The organism is Pseudomonas sp. TNT2022 ID642 (assembly GCF_028656995.1).
Lineage (GTDB): Bacteria > Pseudomonadota > Gammaproteobacteria > Pseudomonadales > Pseudomonadaceae > Aquipseudomonas.
In genome coordinates this window covers 687,288-703,303 of sequence record NZ_JAMDGW010000001.1, presented here as the reverse complement: position 1 = coordinate 703,303, position 16,016 = coordinate 687,288, and the positions used below count along the sequence as shown (strand labels likewise).

Below are 16,016 nucleotides of genomic sequence, written 5' to 3'. Positions count from 1 at the left end.
ACATTGTCCGGGTTTTTTATGCGCGCCTGAAACTTACTCAGCCGCAGGCTCGGCCGGCTTGCGGCGCTTCAGCGGGGCCATGCCGTCGCTGCTTACCAACGAATCCGGCTTCGGACGGTTGGCGCTCTTGCGCTTGGTCGGCGTCTTGGCGGCGGTTTTCTTCTTGTCGCCCTTGGCGTCGGTCTTTTTCTTCTTCACACCAACGGCTTTGCCCGAGGCCTTGACCTTTTTCGGCCCGCCGTAGGTGCCTTTGACTTCCTTGATGGTGCGGCGCTCGAAGCTCTGCTTCAGGTAGCGCTCGATGCTCGACATCAGATTCCAGTCGCCGTGGCAGATCAGCGAGATCGCCAGACCGTCGTTGCCGGCACGACCGGTACGACCGATGCGGTGCACGTATTCGTCGCCGCTGCGTGGCATGTCGAAGTTGATCACCAGATCCAGACCATCCACATCCAGACCACGGGCCGCGACGTCGGTCGCCACCAGAATCTTCACGCCGCCCTGCTTCAGACGGTCGATCGCCAGTTTGCGATCCTTCTGGTCTTTCTCGCCGTGCAGCACGAACGCTTTGTATTCCTGAGCCACGAGGCGACCGTAGATGCGGTCGGCCATGGCGCGGGTGTTGGTGAAGACGATGGCCTTCTGATAGGTCTCGTTGGCCAGCAGCCAGTTCACAATCTGCTCTTTGTGCTGATTGTGGTCGGCGGTGATGATTTGCTGACGGGTGGTCGAGTTCAGCTGGCTGACCGCGTTGAGCTGCAAGTGCTCTGGGTTGTTCAGCACTTTGCCGATCATGTCGCGCAGGCCGGAACCGCCGGTGGTGGCGGAGAACAGCATGGTCTGCTGACGGTTCGGGCATTCGTCGACCAGACGCTGCACGTCTTCGGCAAAACCCATATCGAGCATGCGGTCGGCTTCGTCGAGCACCAGCACTTCGACTTCTTGGAGGTCGAGGTTGCCGGCATTGAGTTGCTCAATCATCCGGCCCGGGGTGCCGATGAGGATGTCCGGCACTTTGCGCAGCATCGCGGCCTGGACCTTGAAGTCTTCACCGCCGGTGATCAGGCCGGACTTGATGAAGGTGAACTGCGAAAAGCGTTCAACTTCCTTCAGGGTCTGCTGGGCCAGTTCACGGGTCGGCAGCAGGATCAGCGTCTTGATGCTGACGCGAACCTTGGCCGGGCCGATCAGGCGATTGAGGATTGGCAGAACGAAAGCGGCGGTTTTGCCGCTACCGGTTTGCGCCGTCACCCGCAGATCACGCCCTTGGAGCGCCAGCGGGATGGCCGCGGCTTGCACAGGCGTTGGCTCGACAAATTTCAGCTCGGCCACAGCTTTAAGCAGGCGTTCGTGCAGGGCGAATTGGGAAAACACGGGTGCTACCTCGAAGATATGCAAAAAAACAGCTGCATAGGTTACCGGTTTCGAGCGCTCAGGCCGAGTTTCTTTATGCAAACGGACGTAATCAGTGGCTTTTTTGTTGCTCGATTTGTCTCCAACGGTAATACACGGCGTCTTAAATGCTCTAATCGCCCATCGCGTCTTAACAGAAGAATCGTTGCTCTCATGGATATCAAACAGCTCTGGCTCAACGCCCAGGACCTCTGGGGCACTCTCGAACAGCATCCCCTGTTGCAGGCCGGTCTGGCTCTGACGGTGTTATTGGTGATCGCGCTGGTGCTCGGACGAGTGGCGCGTTACCTGATCCTGCACGCCAGCCGCATGCTCGGGCGCCAACCGGCGCTGCACTGGATCAACGACTTCCGGCACAACAAGGTGTTTCAGCGCCTGGCGCAGATGACGCCGTCACTGGTGATCCAGTTCGGCCTGCACCTGGTGCCGGAACTGAGCAAAACCGCCATGACCTTCCTCGGCAATGTGGCGCTGTCGTTCACCATTCTGTTCCTGCTGCTCTCGATCAGCGCCCTGCTCAATGCCCTGCTCGATATCTATGCACGCACCGAACACGCCCGTACGCGCTCGATCAAAGGCTACGTGCAACTGGCGAAAATGGTTTTGTACGTGTTCGGCGCGATCATCATCGTCGCTACATTGATCGACCGTTCGCCGCTGTTGCTGCTGTCCGGTCTGGGTGCGATGTCGGCGGTGATTCTGTTGGTCTACAAGGACACGCTGCTGTCATTCGTTGCCAGCGTGCAGTTGACCAGCAATGACATGCTGCGGGTCGGCGACTGGATCGAGATGCCGCAGGTCGGCGCCGATGGCGATGTGGTCGACATCACTCTGCACACGGTCAAGGTGCAGAATTTTGACAAGACCATCGTCTCGATCCCGACCTGGCGGCTGATGTCCGAGTCATTCAAAAACTGGCGCGGCATGCAGCAATCGGGCGGGCGGCGGATCAAGCGCAGCCTGTTCATCGATGCCAGCGGCGTGCGTTTCATCCGTGACGACGAAGAAGAAAAACTCACCCAGGTGCACCTGCTGACGGATTACATGAGCCGCAAGAAAGCCGAACTCAAGGCGTGGAACGAGGCGCAGGGTAATGTCGCAGCGATGTCGGCGAACCGCCGGCGCATGACCAATATCGGCACGTTTCGCGCTTATGCACTGGCGTATCTGAAGAGTCATCCGGAGATTCAGCCGAACATGACCTGCATGGTCCGCCAGATGCAAACCACCGCGCAGGGCATTCCGCTGGAGATCTACTGCTTCACCCGCACCACGGTGTGGGCCGATTACGAGCGGATTCAGGGGGATATTTTCGATTATCTGCTGGCGGTTTTGCCGGAGTTTGGCTTGAGCCTGTATCAGCAGCCGAGTGGCGGGGATTTGCGCTCTGGCCTGCTGCCGGCGGTACTTGGCGCGGCCAGCATTCCTGAACCGCAGAAACACCTCCTGTAAAACACAATTCCCGTGTAGGAGCTGCCGAAGGCTGCGATCTTTAGACTTTAAAGATCAAAAGATCGCAGCCTTCGGCAGCTCCTACACCGGATCATGCGGTACGGCGGATGCCCAGTCGGCTGATCCATACGGCGGCGAGGATGACGCTGCCACCGAGGAACAATCTTCCAAGTTCCTCATGCTGATTCCAGATCAGCAGATTCAGCAGCAACCCCACCGGCACATGCAGGTTGTTCATCACCGCCAGCGTCCCGCCGTTGACCATGCACGCCCCCTTGTTCCACCAGTACATACCCAGCGCGGTCGAAACCAGACCGAGGAACAGCAACACGCCCCATTGCAGCGGCGCTTCCGGGAGGAAGTTGGCTTTGCCGAACAGCAGGAATGCCGGCAGCACCACGGCCAGCGCGCCGAGGTAGAAGAAGCCGAAACGCCGGTAATGCGGCAGATCGCTCGGGTGCTTGGCCACCAGATGCTTGTACATCACCTGCCCGGCGGCGTAGGTGAAGTTGGCCAGTTGCAGCAGCAGGAAGCCCATGAAGAAATCCGGACTGATGCTGTCGAAACGAATCACCGCCGCCCCGCCCACTGCCACCAGCGCGGCGATCAGCGCCCACGGGTTGAAGCGTCGGTTCAGCGCATCTTCGATCAACGTCACGTGCAGCGGTGTGAGGATGGTGAACAGCAACACCTCGGGCACCGTCAGCACACGGAAGCTCAGATAGAGGCAAACGTAAGTCACACCGAACTGCAACGCCCCAATCACCAACATGCCGCGCATGAACGAAGGTTCCACCGAACGCCAGCGGGTCAGTGGAATGAACACCAGTCCGGCCAGCACTACGCGCACCAGCACCGCGAAATAACTGTCGACATGACCGGCCAGGTATTCGCCGATCAGACTGAAGGAAAACGCCTGGATCAGCGTGACAAAAAGTAGATAGCCCATGCTCGCCCCTAATTTGAATGGCGGCGACGATAGCGGTTTTTCGATTCCGCAACCAACACAAATCCCCGCGTAGGAGCTGCCGCAGGCTGCGATCTTTTGATGTTGATTTTAAAAAACAAGATCAAAAGATCGCAGCCTGCGGCAGCTCCTACAGGGGATCGGTGAATCGCGGGCAAAAAAAAGCCCGATCTCGCTAATGCGTTCAATCGGGCTACAGCACTCAGGAGCAACAAGTGCAAAGGGAGGTTCGATGCGCGTAGAGCCTTGAAGGGGTTGCGCCAGGTCACTTAAACAACCGGCGATTATCTGGCGATTAACATATCAAGCGACCTGGGACAGCTTGGCGTTGGCCTGATTCAGGCCCTTCTCCTGGAAATCGCCACCGAGGTTCATGCCTTCGGCGTGAATGAACGTCACGTCGTTGATGCCGATGAAACCCATCACCTGACGCAGGTACGGTTCCTGATGATCGGCCGGGCCGCCGGCGTAGATGCCACCGCGAGCGGTGAGCACGTACGCACGTTTGCCGCTGAGCAGGCCTTGCGGACCGGTTTCGGTGTACTTGAAGGTCACGCCGGCACGCAGTACGTGGTCGAGCCAGGCCTTGAGGGTGCTCGGGATGGCGAAGTTGTACATCGGCGCGGCCATCACCAGCACGTCGGCGGCGAGCAATTCATCGGTCAATTCGTTGGAGCGGTCCAGCGACGCTTGTTCGCTGTGGTTGCGTTGCTCAGCGGGTTTCATCCAGCCGCCCAGCAGATTGATATCCAGGTGTGGCACCGGATTCACGGCGAGGTCACGTACGGTGATCTGATCGGTCGGGTGCGCCGCTTTCCACTGACTGATGAAGGTCTGGGTCAGTTGACGGGATACCGAGTCTTGCTGGCGGGCGCTGCTTTCAATGATCAGAACGCGGGACATGGTGTGTAGCCTCCATCCGAGAATGTTGTAGGTCGATGGAGTGAAGGTTAAACAGTGTTGAATCGATGAAAAAGCGCAAATATTTGCTGCAAAGCATCGAATAATTCGTTTAGATGCACTTGGAACATGTGGGAGCGAGCCCGCTCGCGAAAGCGGTGTGTCAGTCAAGGAATGTGTCGACTGACACTACGTCTTCGCGAGCAGGCTCGCTCCCACAGGAAATACGCTGTTATTTCGGGGTGCAGGTCAGTTTGATGCGCAGCTTGATGATCTCGCGGGTGAACTTGGCCGTGGCGTTTTTATGTTTGCCGGCCGGTACGTCGATCGTGCGGGTGCGTGGTGCTTCCGGGCCATTGCTGAACACCGCTTTGCACGTCGCGTCGACATCACCGTAGTTCGCCACCCGAATCGAGCCGATGTCGTTATCGGTGTCGAAGGTCTCGTAGTCGATCTTCATGCCGTTGAGGTTTTTCTGCACATCGATCGGGTACGCAAAAGCAGTCAGCGGTAGCAGCGCCAGCAGCACACAACAGAATTTTTTCATTCGGCAGTCTCCATGAGGGACGGCCAGCTTAGGACAAGAGGAGCTATTGATGAAAGCGCCCCGCGTGACCCTTGATCAATGGCGAACATTGCAGGCCGTGGTCGACCACGGCGGATTCGCCCAAGCCGCCGAGGCCTTGCACCGTTCGCAATCGTCGGTGAGTTACACCGTCGCCCGTATGCAGGACCAGCTCGGCGTGCCGTTGCTGCGCATCGACGGGCGCAAAGCCGTGCTCACCGAAGCCGGCGGCGTGTTGCTGCGTCGTTCGCGACAATTGGTGAAACAGGCCAGCCAACTGGAAGATCTTGCCCACCATATGGAGCAAGGTTGGGAAGCCGAGGTGCGGCTGGTGGTCGATGCGGCCTACCCGAGCGCGCGAATTGTGCGCGCATTGACCGCGTTCATGCCGCAGAGTCGCGGCTGCCGCGTGCGTCTGCGTGAGGAAGTATTGTCGGGTGTCGAGGAAGTGCTGCTCGAAGGCGTGGCGGATCTGGCCATCACCGGCCTGAGCATTCCCGGTTACCTCGGCGCGGAATTGAGCGACGTCGAGTTTGTCGCCGTCGCCCACCCCGATCACCCGCTGCACCGGCTCAACCGCGAGCTGAGCTTTCAGGATCTGGAGACCCAGATGCAAGTGGTCATCCGCGATTCCGGCCGTCAGCAACCACGGGACGTTGGCTGGCTCGGCGCCGAGCAGCGCTGGACCGTTGGCAGCCTCGCCACGGCGGCCACGTTCGTCAGCAGCGGCTTGGGCTTTGCCTGGCTGCCCCGGCACATGATCGAGCGGGAATTGAAGGATGGCTCGCTCAAGCTGCTACCGTTGGACAGGGGCGGCAACCGCAATTCCAGCTTCTATCTGTATTCGAACAAGGACAAACCCTTGGGCCCGGCCACGCAAATCCTCATCGAACTGCTGCGCACCTTCGACACTTTGCCGCTGGACGCACCGTTCGCCGCCCCTGAACAAGCCTGACACGGAGTTCACCGATGGCGTATTTCGAGCACGAAGGTTGCAACCTGCACTACGAGGAATATGGCCACGGCACGCCGTTGCTGCTGGTTCACGGGCTCGGTTCGAGCACGCTGGACTGGGAAATGCAGATCCCGGCACTGGCCGCGCACTATCGAGTGATCGTGCCGGATATTCGCGGCCACGGGCGCTCGGACAAACCGCGCGAGCGCTACAGCATCGCCGGTTTCAGTGCCGATATGCTGGCCCTGATCGAGCACTTGAACCTCGGCCCGGTGCACTACGTCGGGCTGTCGATGGGCGGCATGATCGGCTTCCAGTTCGGCGTCGATCAGCCGCAAATGCTGAAAAGCCTGACCATCGTCAACAGCGCACCCGAAGTCAAAATCCGCAGCCGCGACGATTATTGGCAGTGGTTCAAACGCTGGAGTCTGATGCGACTGCTGAGCCTCTCCAGCATCGGCAAAGCCCTCGGCGGCAAGCTTTTTCCGAAACCGGAACAAGCCGATCTGCGGCAGAAAATGGCCGAACGCTGGGCAAAAAACGACAAACGTGCTTATCTCGCCAGCTTCGATGCGATTGTTGGCTGGGGCGTTCAGGAACGACTTTCCCGGGTGACCTGTCCAACGCTCGTCATCAGCGCCGACCGTGATTACACACCGGTGGCACTGAAAGAAACCTATGTAAAACTGCTGCCGAATGCGCGGCTGGTGGTGATCGCCGATTCGCGCCACGCCACCCCGCTCGATCAACCCGAACGCTTCAATCAAACGCTGCTGGAGTTCCTCGCCGCAGCCGATACTCAATCTCAGGATCACTGACCCATGCTGAAAAAACTCGCCCTCGCCGCTGGTACTGTGCTGTTTGCCGCCAACCTGATGGCTGCCACGCCGGTCAAAGCACCGCACGTGCTGCTGGACACCACCAACGGTCAGATCGAAATCGAACTGGATCCGGTCAAGGCGCCGATCAGCACCAAGAACTTTCTCGATTACGTCAACAGCGGTTTCTACACCAACACCATTTTCCACCGCGTGATCCCGGGTTTCATGGCTCAGGGCGGCGGTTTCACCCAGCAGATGCAACAGAAAGACACCAAGGCACCGATCAAGAACGAAGCCAGCAACGGCCTGCACAACGTTCGCGGCACCTTGTCGATGGCGCGCACTTCCAACCCGGATTCGGCCACCAGCCAGTTCTTCATCAACGTGGCTGACAACGCGTTCCTCGATCCGGGCCGTGACGCCGGTTACGCGGTGTTCGCCAAAGTGGTCAAGGGTATGGACGTGGTCGACATCATCGTCAACTCGCAAACCACCACCAAAAGCGGCATGCAAAACGTGCCTGTCGACCCTGTGATCATCAAGTCGGCCAAAGTCATCGACTAAGCTGTACAGGGCGTATCGAGCGGCGTGAATTCAACCTCACGCCGCTCACACCGATAAAAGGAGAGCCCGTACTCCGGGCGGTTATCTGATGCTCTATCGCCGTTTCGAACAACTGATCGACATATTCCGTGAAGCCCCGACGGCGTCTCCGCCGGACCGCGTTCTCCCCTTCTACACCTATTACCTCAAGCAGGTCTGGCCGAGTTTCGCCGCCCTGCTCGTTGTTGGCCTGTTCGCCGCACTGATCGAAGTGGCACTGTTCAGCTACCTGAGCCGCATCATCGACCTGGCCCAAGGCACCCCCAACCCGAATTTCTTCAGCGACCACGCCCTCGAACTGACGTGGATGCTGGTGGTTGCCCTGGTGCTGCGACCGATCTTCTTCGGCCTGCACGACCTGCTGGTGCATCAGACGCTGAGCCCCGGCATGACCAGCATGATCCGCTGGCAGAACCACAGCTACGTGCTCAAACAAAGCCTGAATTTCTTCCAGAACGACTTCGCCGGGCGCATCGCCCAACGCATCATGCAGACCGGCAACTCGCTGCGTGACTCGGCGGTGCAAGCGGTGGATGCACTGTGGCACGTGGTGATCTACGCGATCAGCTCGCTGGTGTTATTCGCCGAGGCCGACTGGCGCCTGATGATCCCGCTGCTGACGTGGATCGTCGCCTACATCGGCGCGCTGTATTACTTCGTACCGCGTGTGAAAGAGCGCTCGGTGGAAGCCTCCGACGCGCGCTCGAAACTGATGGGCCGCATCGTCGACGGCTACACCAACATCGCCACGCTGAAGCTGTTCGCCCACACCAACTTCGAACAGCACTACGCCAAGGAAGCCATCGAAGAACAGACCGTCAAAGCGCAGATGGCCGGCCGCGTCGTCACCAGCATGGACGTGGTAATCACTGCCATGAACGGTTTGCTGATCGTCGGCACCACGGCGTTGGCTCTGTGGCTGTGGACGCAGTCGCTGATCACTGTCGGCGCGATCGCCCTGGCCACGGGTCTGGTGATTCGCATCGTCAATATGTCCGGCTGGATCATGTGGGTGGTCACCGGCATTTTCGAAAACATCGGCATGGTTCAGGACGGTTTGCGCACCATCTCGCAACCGGTCAGCGTCACCGACCACGAGCAGGCCAAACCGCTGGAAGTCGCCCGTGGCGAAGTACGTTTCGAGCACGTGGATTTTCACTACGGCAAGAAGCGCGGGATCATCGGCGACCTCAATCTGAACATCAAACCGGGCGAGAAAATCGGCTTGATCGGGCCGTCCGGCGCCGGCAAATCGACTCTGGTCAACTTGCTCCTGCGTCTGTACGACGTCGAAGGCGGACGGATTCTGATCGACGGCCAGAACATTGCCGAGGTCGGCCAGGAAAGCCTGCGCGCGCGGATTGGCATGATCACCCAGGACACCTCCCTGCTGCACCGTTCGATCCGCGACAACTTGTTGTACGGCAAACCCGATGCGACCGATGCCGAGTTGTGGGATGCAGTGCACAAGGCGCGTGCCGATGAGTTCATTCCGCTGCTGTCGGACGCTGAAGGTCGCACGGGTTTCGATGCGCATGTCGGTGAGCGCGGAGTGAAGTTGTCCGGTGGCCAACGCCAGCGCATCGCCATTGCGCGGGTACTGCTCAAGGATGCGCCGATCCTGATCATGGACGAAGCGACCTCGGCGCTGGACTCGGAGGTTGAAGCGGCGATTCAGGAAAGCCTGGAAACGTTGATGCAGGGCAAAACCGTGATCGCCATTGCCCACCGGCTCTCGACCATTGCGCGAATGGATCGGCTGGTGGTGCTGGAGAACGGCAAGATTGCCGAGAGCGGCACCCATGCTGAACTGCTCGCCCATCGCGGGTTGTATGCGCGGTTGTGGGCGCATCAGACCGGGGGATTTGTCGGCATCGACTGACCCCTCCAAGATCGTTCCCACGCTCTGCGTGGGAATGCAGCCCGTGACGCTCCGCGTCACTGGACGCGGAGCGTCCCTTGAGGCATTCCCACGCAGAGCGTGGGAACGATCACCGCCACAGCCCGCCAACCACGGGCGCTGGCGGTTTTTTTGTGTCTGCTGGAAATCGGCAAAAAGCCTGCTGTACTCAGCCAAGGTTCCGGAATGGAGCCTGTCGTAAGTCTGCAAGGATGCACAACTCGATGCAGTCTCGATAGCAGGGCTATCAAGGACGCCTCTCATGTCTCTGTTCAAACGTTCAGTCACTGAGTTGTTGGGTACGTTCTGGTTGGTATTGGGTGGTTGCGGCAGCGCAGTGATCGCCGCGTCTTCACCGCTCGGAATCGGGGTGCTGGGGGTGGCCCTGGCGTTTGGTCTGACGGTGCTGACCATGGCATTCGCCATCGGCCACATCAGCGGCTGTCATCTGAACCCGGCCGTTTCGGTCGGTCTGTTTGTCGGCGGTCGGTTTCCGGCCAAGGAGTTACCCGCTTACATCATCGCTCAAGTGCTCGGCGCAATTCTCGCGGCGGCGCTGATCGCCCACATCGCCAGCGGCAAGGAGGGCTTCGACATCGCCGCCGGCCTGGCCTCCAACGGTTATGGCGAACACTCGCCAGGCAAGTATTCGATGGCGGCAGGGTTTGTCACTGAGCTTGTGATGACCGCAATGTTTGTGATCATCATCCTCGGCGCCACCGATAGACGCGCACCGCCAGGACTGGCACCGATCGCCATCGGCCTGGGCCTGACGTTGATCCACCTGATCTCGATTCCGGTCACCAACACCTCGGTCAATCCGGCGCGCAGCACGGGGCCGGCATTGATGGTCGGCGGCTGGGCGATTGCGCAGTTGTGGCTGTTCTGGGTCGCGCCGTTGATGGGTGCGGTGGTCGGTGGCGGGATTTATCTCTGGTTGGGCAAGGAAGAAACCTGAGGGGTGCCTGAGATCCCTTTGTAGGAGCTGCGAAGACTGCGATCTTTTGATCTTGATGTTCAAAAAAGCAAGATCAAAAGATCGCAGCCTTCGGCAGCTCCTACAGGGGATCTAGGTTTGGCGGTAGGGCAACGCTGTTTTTGCTTCTTCGGCGTAGGCGAGGATGCCGGCGCGTTCCTGTTGCAGGAAGTCTTTCACCGCCGCTTTCAACCCCGGATGCCGCAGGTAATGCCATGAATGGGTGATCACCGGTTCGAACCCGCGAATCAGCTTGTGCTCGCCCTGGGCGCCAGCATCGAAACGCTGATAACCCTGCGCAATCGCGTAATCCATACCCTGATAAAAACAGGTCTCGAAGTGCAGTCGATCGAACTCCGCCAGACAGCCCCAATAGCGCCCGTAGAAACTGTCGCCACCAACCAGACTGAAGGCCATCGCCACGGGCCGTGAGCCCTGTTTAGCCAGTACCACGCGAATCGCTTCGGGCATGCGCTCGGCCAGCAAACTGAAAAACTCCCGCGTCAGATACGGCGACTGGCGCCGCACCGCATAGGTATTGGCGTAGCAGGCGTAGACAAAATCCCACTGCGCCTCGTCCAGCTCGCGCCCTTCCAGCCATTCAAACTCAAAGCCCTGCCCCGCCACTTGCTCGCGCTCCTTGCGCATCTGTTTGCGCTTGCGCGAACTGAGTACATCGAGGAAATCCTGGAAGTCGCGATACCCGCGATTCTGCCAGTGATATTGACAGCCAATGCGCTGCAACCAGCCCGGTTGTTCGGCCATCGCCGCGTCGGTAAATGGGTCAGTGAAATTGATGTGCGCGCTGGAAAGCCCTTCGATCTCCAGATAGCCCGGCAGGCTCTTGAGCAGTTCAAAACCGTCTTCGACATTGTCCGCCAACAAGCGCGGTCCACAGACCGGGCTGAACGGCACAGCCGTCAAAAGCTTGGGGTAGTAATCGATGCCGGCGCGGGCGCAGGCGTCGGCCCAGCCATGATCGAACACGTACTCGCCGTAGGAATGCCACTTGCGGTAACTGGGCAACGCGGCGATCAGTCGATCATCTTCGATGTGCAGCAAATGCTCAGGTTGCCAGCCGGTGTGGGGGCCAACGCTGCCGCTGTCTTCCAGCGCGCTGAGAAAGGCATGGCGCAGAAATGGCTGGGTTTCAGGCACCAGCGCATCCCAGCTTGCCGAGGCGATTTCCGACAGGTTTTGCAGGCGTTGCAACGGCATCAACAAGCTCTCCACAACAGGACTTCAGCGCCCGGCGAGTATCGCCGATTGCGCGGCTTTGCACACCCGCAATCGGCCGACAGCGCTCTAGATCAATAGTTCAGGGCGAATCGATATCGTCATCAACCTGCCATCACTGTGCCACTGCTCTGTCATAAACCATCGCGATACTGGCGCCTGTTTTTAGAGCGCCGGGTTCTACCCGGACACTGTTTTCCGACGCTCAAACCGTCGGTTGTGCCCCGGATGGTTCAGCCATCCCCTCTCATCTTCGGAGATTGCTATGCGTCTTGCTTCCACGAAAACTGCGGCGGCCCTGTGCGGTGGCTTGTTGCTGGCCATGAGTGTTCCGGCCAGTGCTGCAGTCGACGCCAAACTGCTCGACATGCTCAAGGCTAACGGTTCCATTTCCCAGGCGCAGTACATCGAACTGCAAACTGAACTGGCCAAGGATCAGAAGGCTCAGCAAATCGCGCAGCAGGCGCAGCAAGAGACCAACGAACAAGTCGCTGCTGTTGCGAAGAAAACCAACGAACAAAGCGTCTTCGACCAGAAACTGGCCTGGGCGGCCAAGACCCAGTTCAAGGGCGATGTGCGTATCCGCCAGGAAACCATCAAGATCGACGGCGAGCCAAACAACGGCGGCCGCGACAAGGATCGTCAGCGCATCCGTGCCCGTCTGGGTGCCTACACCGAGATCAACCCGCAAGTTGACACCGGCATCCGCATCGCCACCGGCGGCGGCGATGACGCCCGTTCGACCAACCAGGACCAGGACAACTACTTCGACAAGAAGCAGATCTGGCTGGATCTGGGCTACATCGACTACCACCCTGACCAGATCAAGAACCTGCACATTATCGGCGGCAAGATGCTTCAGCCGTGGGTCAGCATGGGCGACGTGATCTGGGACAGCGACATCAACCCGGAAGGTCTGGCCGTTACTTACAAATACCCGTTGGGCAGCAGCGCCGAACTGTTCGGCAGCCTGGGTAACTACAACCTCAAGGACAACGTTGACGGCGATGGTGTGCAATTCCGTCACGACCTGCGTCTGACCGCTGGCCAGTTGGGTAGCCGCTTCAACATCACCGACAACCTGAAAGTCACCTTGGGCGGCAGTGTCTACGCCTACCAGAACGACGAAGACAGCCGCTGCACCGGCACTTCCACCCCGTGCGCCCTGGCAGTCAATGGCAACTCGGCCAACAACGAATTCCGTCTGTATGAAGGGTTCAGCCAGGTCGACATCGGCGGTCTGCCAATGCCCCTGTCGTTCTACGGCCAGTACGTGAAAAACAACGATGCTGTGACCGATCAGGACACTGCGTGGCTGTTGGGTGCCAAGTCGAAAGTCTTCGGCCTGAACCTCGATTACAACTATCGTGACGTGCAGCGCAACGCCGTAGTCGGCGCCTTCACCGACTCCGACTTCGCCAACGGCACCACCGGTTCCCGTGGGCACAAGTTCAAGGTCGGTTACGACATCGACAAGAACTTCGCCATTGGCGCGACGTACTTCCTGACCAAGGCCGACTTCGCCAGCCGTACCCAGCGTGACGCTGACGCCAACACCCTGCAGCTGGATGCGGAAGCCAAGTTCTAAAAACAGCAGTTGCAAGCTTCGAGCCTCAAGCTGCAAGTCAAAGCATTACTTGCAGCTTGAGACTTGGCGCTTGCAGCTGACTCTCTTATAGCCCGGTGCGGGCGGGACGATCCCCATCATCCGTTCGTTTCACCCGCACTGGGTTATTTCTGCAGGATGCAAAAACCCCCTGTAGGAGCTGCCGAAGGCTCGGGCCGCGATCGGACGATCTTTTGATCTTGATCCTGAAAACAAGATCAAAAGATCGCAGCCTCGTTTCACTCGACAGCTCCTACAGGGGGTTATCTTTTCGTCGTTGCTCGGCCAGGCGTTCGGCCAATTCTTCGACGCCTTCTAGCGGTGGTTCCGGCATCGCCTTCAAGGTCGCTTGCATCAAACGCATCTGGCGAATGAAACGCCGGCAGTTCGGGCAAAACATCAGGTGATGACGCACCATCCACTTTTCCCGAAAGCTCAACTGGCCATCGAGATAATCGCTGGATCGTGCCACTTGCTCCTTGCAGGTCAACATTCTCCTGTCTCCTCAAAATGTTCTACGGTCGCGAAGACCTTCAAACGTGCCCGATGCAGCAGCACGCGGACATTGGAGAGCGAGATCTCCAGAAGATTACAGATTTCCTCCAGCTCCAGCCCTTGGCGTTCGCGCAACAACAAAACGCTGCTTTGCAGTTCCGACAGGTTCAGCAGGGTGTGCTCCAGACAGTCACGCAACTCGTCTTCAGTGAGCAGGGCTTCAGGGGTGTCCTGGTGCCAGGCGAAGGGAGCGACCAGCCAATGGCCGTCACCGGCAGAAAAGCGGTCGTCGTCGATCGTGCCATGGGGCGATGGCAGATCATCCATCAACACCTCCCGGCGATTCTGTTTATAGCGACTTTTCGCTGAGTTAGCGGTGATGGTCAACAGCCAGGTCTTGAGACTGGAGCGACCTTCGAAGCTGCCGATGTGACGCACCACTGATAGCCAGGCATCCTGCACCACTTCTTCGACGTGACGCTGACCAACAATCGCATACGCCACCGCGCGCATGGCGCTCTGATACGTGGTCACCAGTTCCTTGAAAGCCTGTTGCTCACCGGCCAGCAGGCGCGCAAGCAGTTGGGTGTCGTTAGCCGCCATCCAAAAATTTCCTTGTGCCGATTCCGAAAATGACGGCGGCAGGTCTTCACCTGCCGCCATTTCCGAAAAATTACAGCGTTTGAGCCGATTCGGATGTAGGAAAAGTCGGCGCGATTAAGAGGAAATTAAACCTCTTTTCAACGCTTGCGCAGAATCACGCTGCCGATCGAATAGCCAGCACCGAACGAACTCAGCACCGCCAGCGAACCGCTCGCCAGATCGTCCTGATATTTGTGGAAAGCAATCACCGAACCTGCGGAGCTGGTGTTGGCGTAAGTATCGAGAATCACCGGGGCTTCTTCTTCAGTGGCCTCACGGCCAAGCAGTTTGCGCACGATCAGGTGGTTCATGCTGAGGTTGGCCTGGTGCAGCCAGAAGCGCTTCACGTCGCCGACGTTGAGTTGGTTCTCTTCCAGGTGTTCGCCAATCAGCTCGGCAACCATCGGGCAGACATCCTTGAACACCTTACGGCCTTCCTGCACAAACAGTTTGTCGCGGGCGCCGACGCCCTCTTCCGCCGCGCGGTTGAGGAAGCCGAAGTTGTTGCGGATGTTGTTGGAGAACTTGGTCAGCAGCTTGGTGCTGACCACATCGAACTGGTGTTTGGACGTCGCTGTGTCAGCGCGTTCGATGACCACGGCGGTGGCGGCGTCACCGAAGATGAAGTGGCTGTCGCGGTCACGGAAGTTCAGGTGACCGGTGCAGACTTCCGGGTTGACCATCAGGATCGCCCGGGCCTGGCCCAGTTGCACGCTGTTGGCCGCGGCCTGAATGCCGAAGGTCGCCGAGGAGCAAGCGACGTTCATGTCGAAACCGAAGCCTTGAATGCCCAGGGCTTCCTGGACTTCGATGGCGATGGCCGGGTAGGCACGTTGCAGGTTGGAGCAGGCAACGATCACGCCGTCGATGTCAGCGGCGGTTTTGCCGGCGCGTTGCAGGGCTTGCTCGGCGGCGCCGATGGCCATCTGGCAGAGCACCGACCATTCGTCGTTGGAACGCTCCGGCAGGCGTGGCGCCATGCGTTGTGGATCGAGGATGCCGTCCTTGTCCATGACAAAGCGGCTCTTGATGCCCGAGGCTTTTTCGATGAATGCGGCGCTGGATTCGGTCAGGGCCTGGACTTCGCCGCTGGCAATGGCCTCGGCGTTGTCGGCGTTGAACTGGGCGACGTAGGTATTGAAAGACTGCACCAGCTCTTCGTTGGAGATGCTGTTGGCCGGGGTGTACAGGCCGGTGCCGCTGATGACGACGTTATGCATGGTCGTTTCTCTAATCTGTTCAGGCAGAAAGTGCTGGAACCGTCGTACCAACACACAAAGGGTCTATTCCCATCCGGGGGACGCAAACCTGGCATCGCTTTATTCCGTCTCGCACCACGGCCGAAGGCTCTGGGTCGCGAAACCGGCGTTTATGGTCGCGAAGTTTGCCATAAACGTGGACTTTTGGCGCCTTTCTCCTTCTAAACGCGATTCCTGTAGGAGCTGCCGAAGGCTGAGATCTTTTGATCTTGACGTTGTAAAAAGC

15 protein-coding genes are annotated in these 16,016 nt (G+C 58.9%); 7 read left to right on the top strand and 8 right to left on the bottom strand.

From position 1 onward, the window contains the following. Positions 1-33 precede the first annotated feature (33 nt). A complete protein-coding gene (locus M5G26_RS03250; RefSeq protein WP_273914427.1) occupies positions 34-1,374 on the bottom strand; it encodes a DEAD/DEAH box helicase in 1,341 nt (446 codons plus the stop codon). A 192-nt stretch (positions 1,375-1,566) separates the two neighbouring features. On the opposite strand from M5G26_RS03250, the gene M5G26_RS03245 reads away from it, so the two are divergent. After that, positions 1,567-2,865, top strand: a complete 1,299-nt coding sequence (locus M5G26_RS03245; protein ID WP_273914426.1) for a mechanosensitive ion channel family protein — start codon at positions 1,567-1,569, stop codon at positions 2,863-2,865. Positions 2,866-2,956: 91 nt separating this feature from the next. Here M5G26_RS03245 and M5G26_RS03240 read toward each other — a convergent pair whose 3' ends face one another. The 3 genes from M5G26_RS03240 to M5G26_RS03230 all read right to left on the bottom strand — a co-directional run bounded on the left by M5G26_RS03240 (position 2,957) and on the right by M5G26_RS03230 (position 5,279). After that, on the bottom strand, positions 2,957-3,814 hold the full coding sequence (locus M5G26_RS03240) for a carboxylate/amino acid/amine transporter (RefSeq protein ID WP_134177698.1): 858 nt from the start codon (positions 3,812-3,814) through the stop codon (positions 2,957-2,959). A 321-nt stretch (positions 3,815-4,135) separates the two neighbouring features. Continuing rightward, the gene (locus M5G26_RS03235) at positions 4,136-4,735 is read right to left on the bottom strand and encodes an FMN-dependent NADH-azoreductase (protein WP_038358486.1); all 600 of its coding nucleotides are present in this window, start codon (positions 4,733-4,735) and stop codon (positions 4,136-4,138) included. A gap of 229 nt (positions 4,736-4,964) precedes the next feature. Next, complete coding sequence (locus tag M5G26_RS03230; protein WP_273914425.1) at positions 4,965-5,279, bottom strand: 3-phosphoglycerate kinase; 315 nt, start codon at positions 5,277-5,279, stop codon at positions 4,965-4,967. A gap of 49 nt (positions 5,280-5,328) precedes the next feature. On the opposite strand from M5G26_RS03230, the gene M5G26_RS03225 reads away from it, so the two are divergent. The 5 genes from M5G26_RS03225 to aqpZ all read left to right on the top strand — a co-directional run bounded on the left by M5G26_RS03225 (position 5,329) and on the right by aqpZ (position 10,534). Continuing rightward, positions 5,329-6,252: a LysR family transcriptional regulator gene (locus tag M5G26_RS03225; RefSeq protein ID WP_007914443.1), complete on the top strand. Its 924-nt coding sequence runs from the start codon at positions 5,329-5,331 to the stop codon at positions 6,250-6,252. Positions 6,253-6,266: 14 nt separating this feature from the next. Continuing rightward, a complete protein-coding gene (locus M5G26_RS03220; protein WP_273914424.1) occupies positions 6,267-7,070 on the top strand; it encodes an alpha/beta fold hydrolase in 804 nt (267 codons plus the stop codon). A 3-nt stretch (positions 7,071-7,073) separates the two neighbouring features. Continuing rightward, the gene (locus tag M5G26_RS03215) at positions 7,074-7,637 is read left to right on the top strand and encodes a peptidylprolyl isomerase (RefSeq protein WP_038358475.1); all 564 of its coding nucleotides are present in this window, start codon (positions 7,074-7,076) and stop codon (positions 7,635-7,637) included. Positions 7,638-7,725: 88 nt separating this feature from the next. Beyond that, positions 7,726-9,558: an ABC transporter ATP-binding protein gene (locus M5G26_RS03210; protein WP_273914423.1), complete on the top strand. Its 1,833-nt coding sequence runs from the start codon at positions 7,726-7,728 to the stop codon at positions 9,556-9,558. Between the two features lie 280 nt (positions 9,559-9,838). Then, a complete protein-coding gene (aqpZ, locus tag M5G26_RS03205; protein WP_273914422.1) occupies positions 9,839-10,534 on the top strand; it encodes an aquaporin Z in 696 nt (231 codons plus the stop codon). Positions 10,535-10,645: 111 nt separating this feature from the next. On the opposite strand, the gene M5G26_RS03200 is transcribed toward aqpZ, so the two are convergent. Next, on the bottom strand, positions 10,646-11,770 hold the full coding sequence (locus M5G26_RS03200; protein WP_273914420.1) for a GNAT family N-acetyltransferase: 1,125 nt from the start codon (positions 11,768-11,770) through the stop codon (positions 10,646-10,648). Between the two features lie 283 nt (positions 11,771-12,053). On the opposite strand from M5G26_RS03200, the gene M5G26_RS03195 reads away from it, so the two are divergent. Beyond that, complete coding sequence (locus M5G26_RS03195) at positions 12,054-13,376, top strand: putative porin (RefSeq protein WP_007914428.1); 1,323 nt, start codon at positions 12,054-12,056, stop codon at positions 13,374-13,376. A gap of 271 nt (positions 13,377-13,647) precedes the next feature. Here the strand turns inward: M5G26_RS03195 and M5G26_RS03190 are convergent, their stop codons facing one another. The 3 genes from M5G26_RS03190 to M5G26_RS03180 form a co-directional block, all read right to left on the bottom strand. Next, positions 13,648-13,887, bottom strand: coding sequence for an anti-sigma factor family protein (locus M5G26_RS03190; RefSeq protein ID WP_273914419.1), 240 nt, complete (start codon positions 13,885-13,887; stop codon positions 13,648-13,650). After that, positions 13,881-14,492 carry an RNA polymerase sigma factor gene (locus tag M5G26_RS03185; protein WP_273914418.1) on the bottom strand — a complete coding sequence of 204 codons (612 nt, stop codon included), beginning with the start codon at positions 14,490-14,492 and terminating at the stop codon, positions 13,881-13,883. The genes M5G26_RS03190 and M5G26_RS03185 overlap by 7 nt, the downstream gene beginning before the upstream one ends. 137 nt (positions 14,493-14,629) lie before the next feature. Beyond that, positions 14,630-15,751, bottom strand: coding sequence for a beta-ketoacyl-ACP synthase III (locus M5G26_RS03180; protein ID WP_273914417.1), 1,122 nt, complete (start codon positions 15,749-15,751; stop codon positions 14,630-14,632). Positions 15,752-16,016 lie beyond the last annotated feature (265 nt).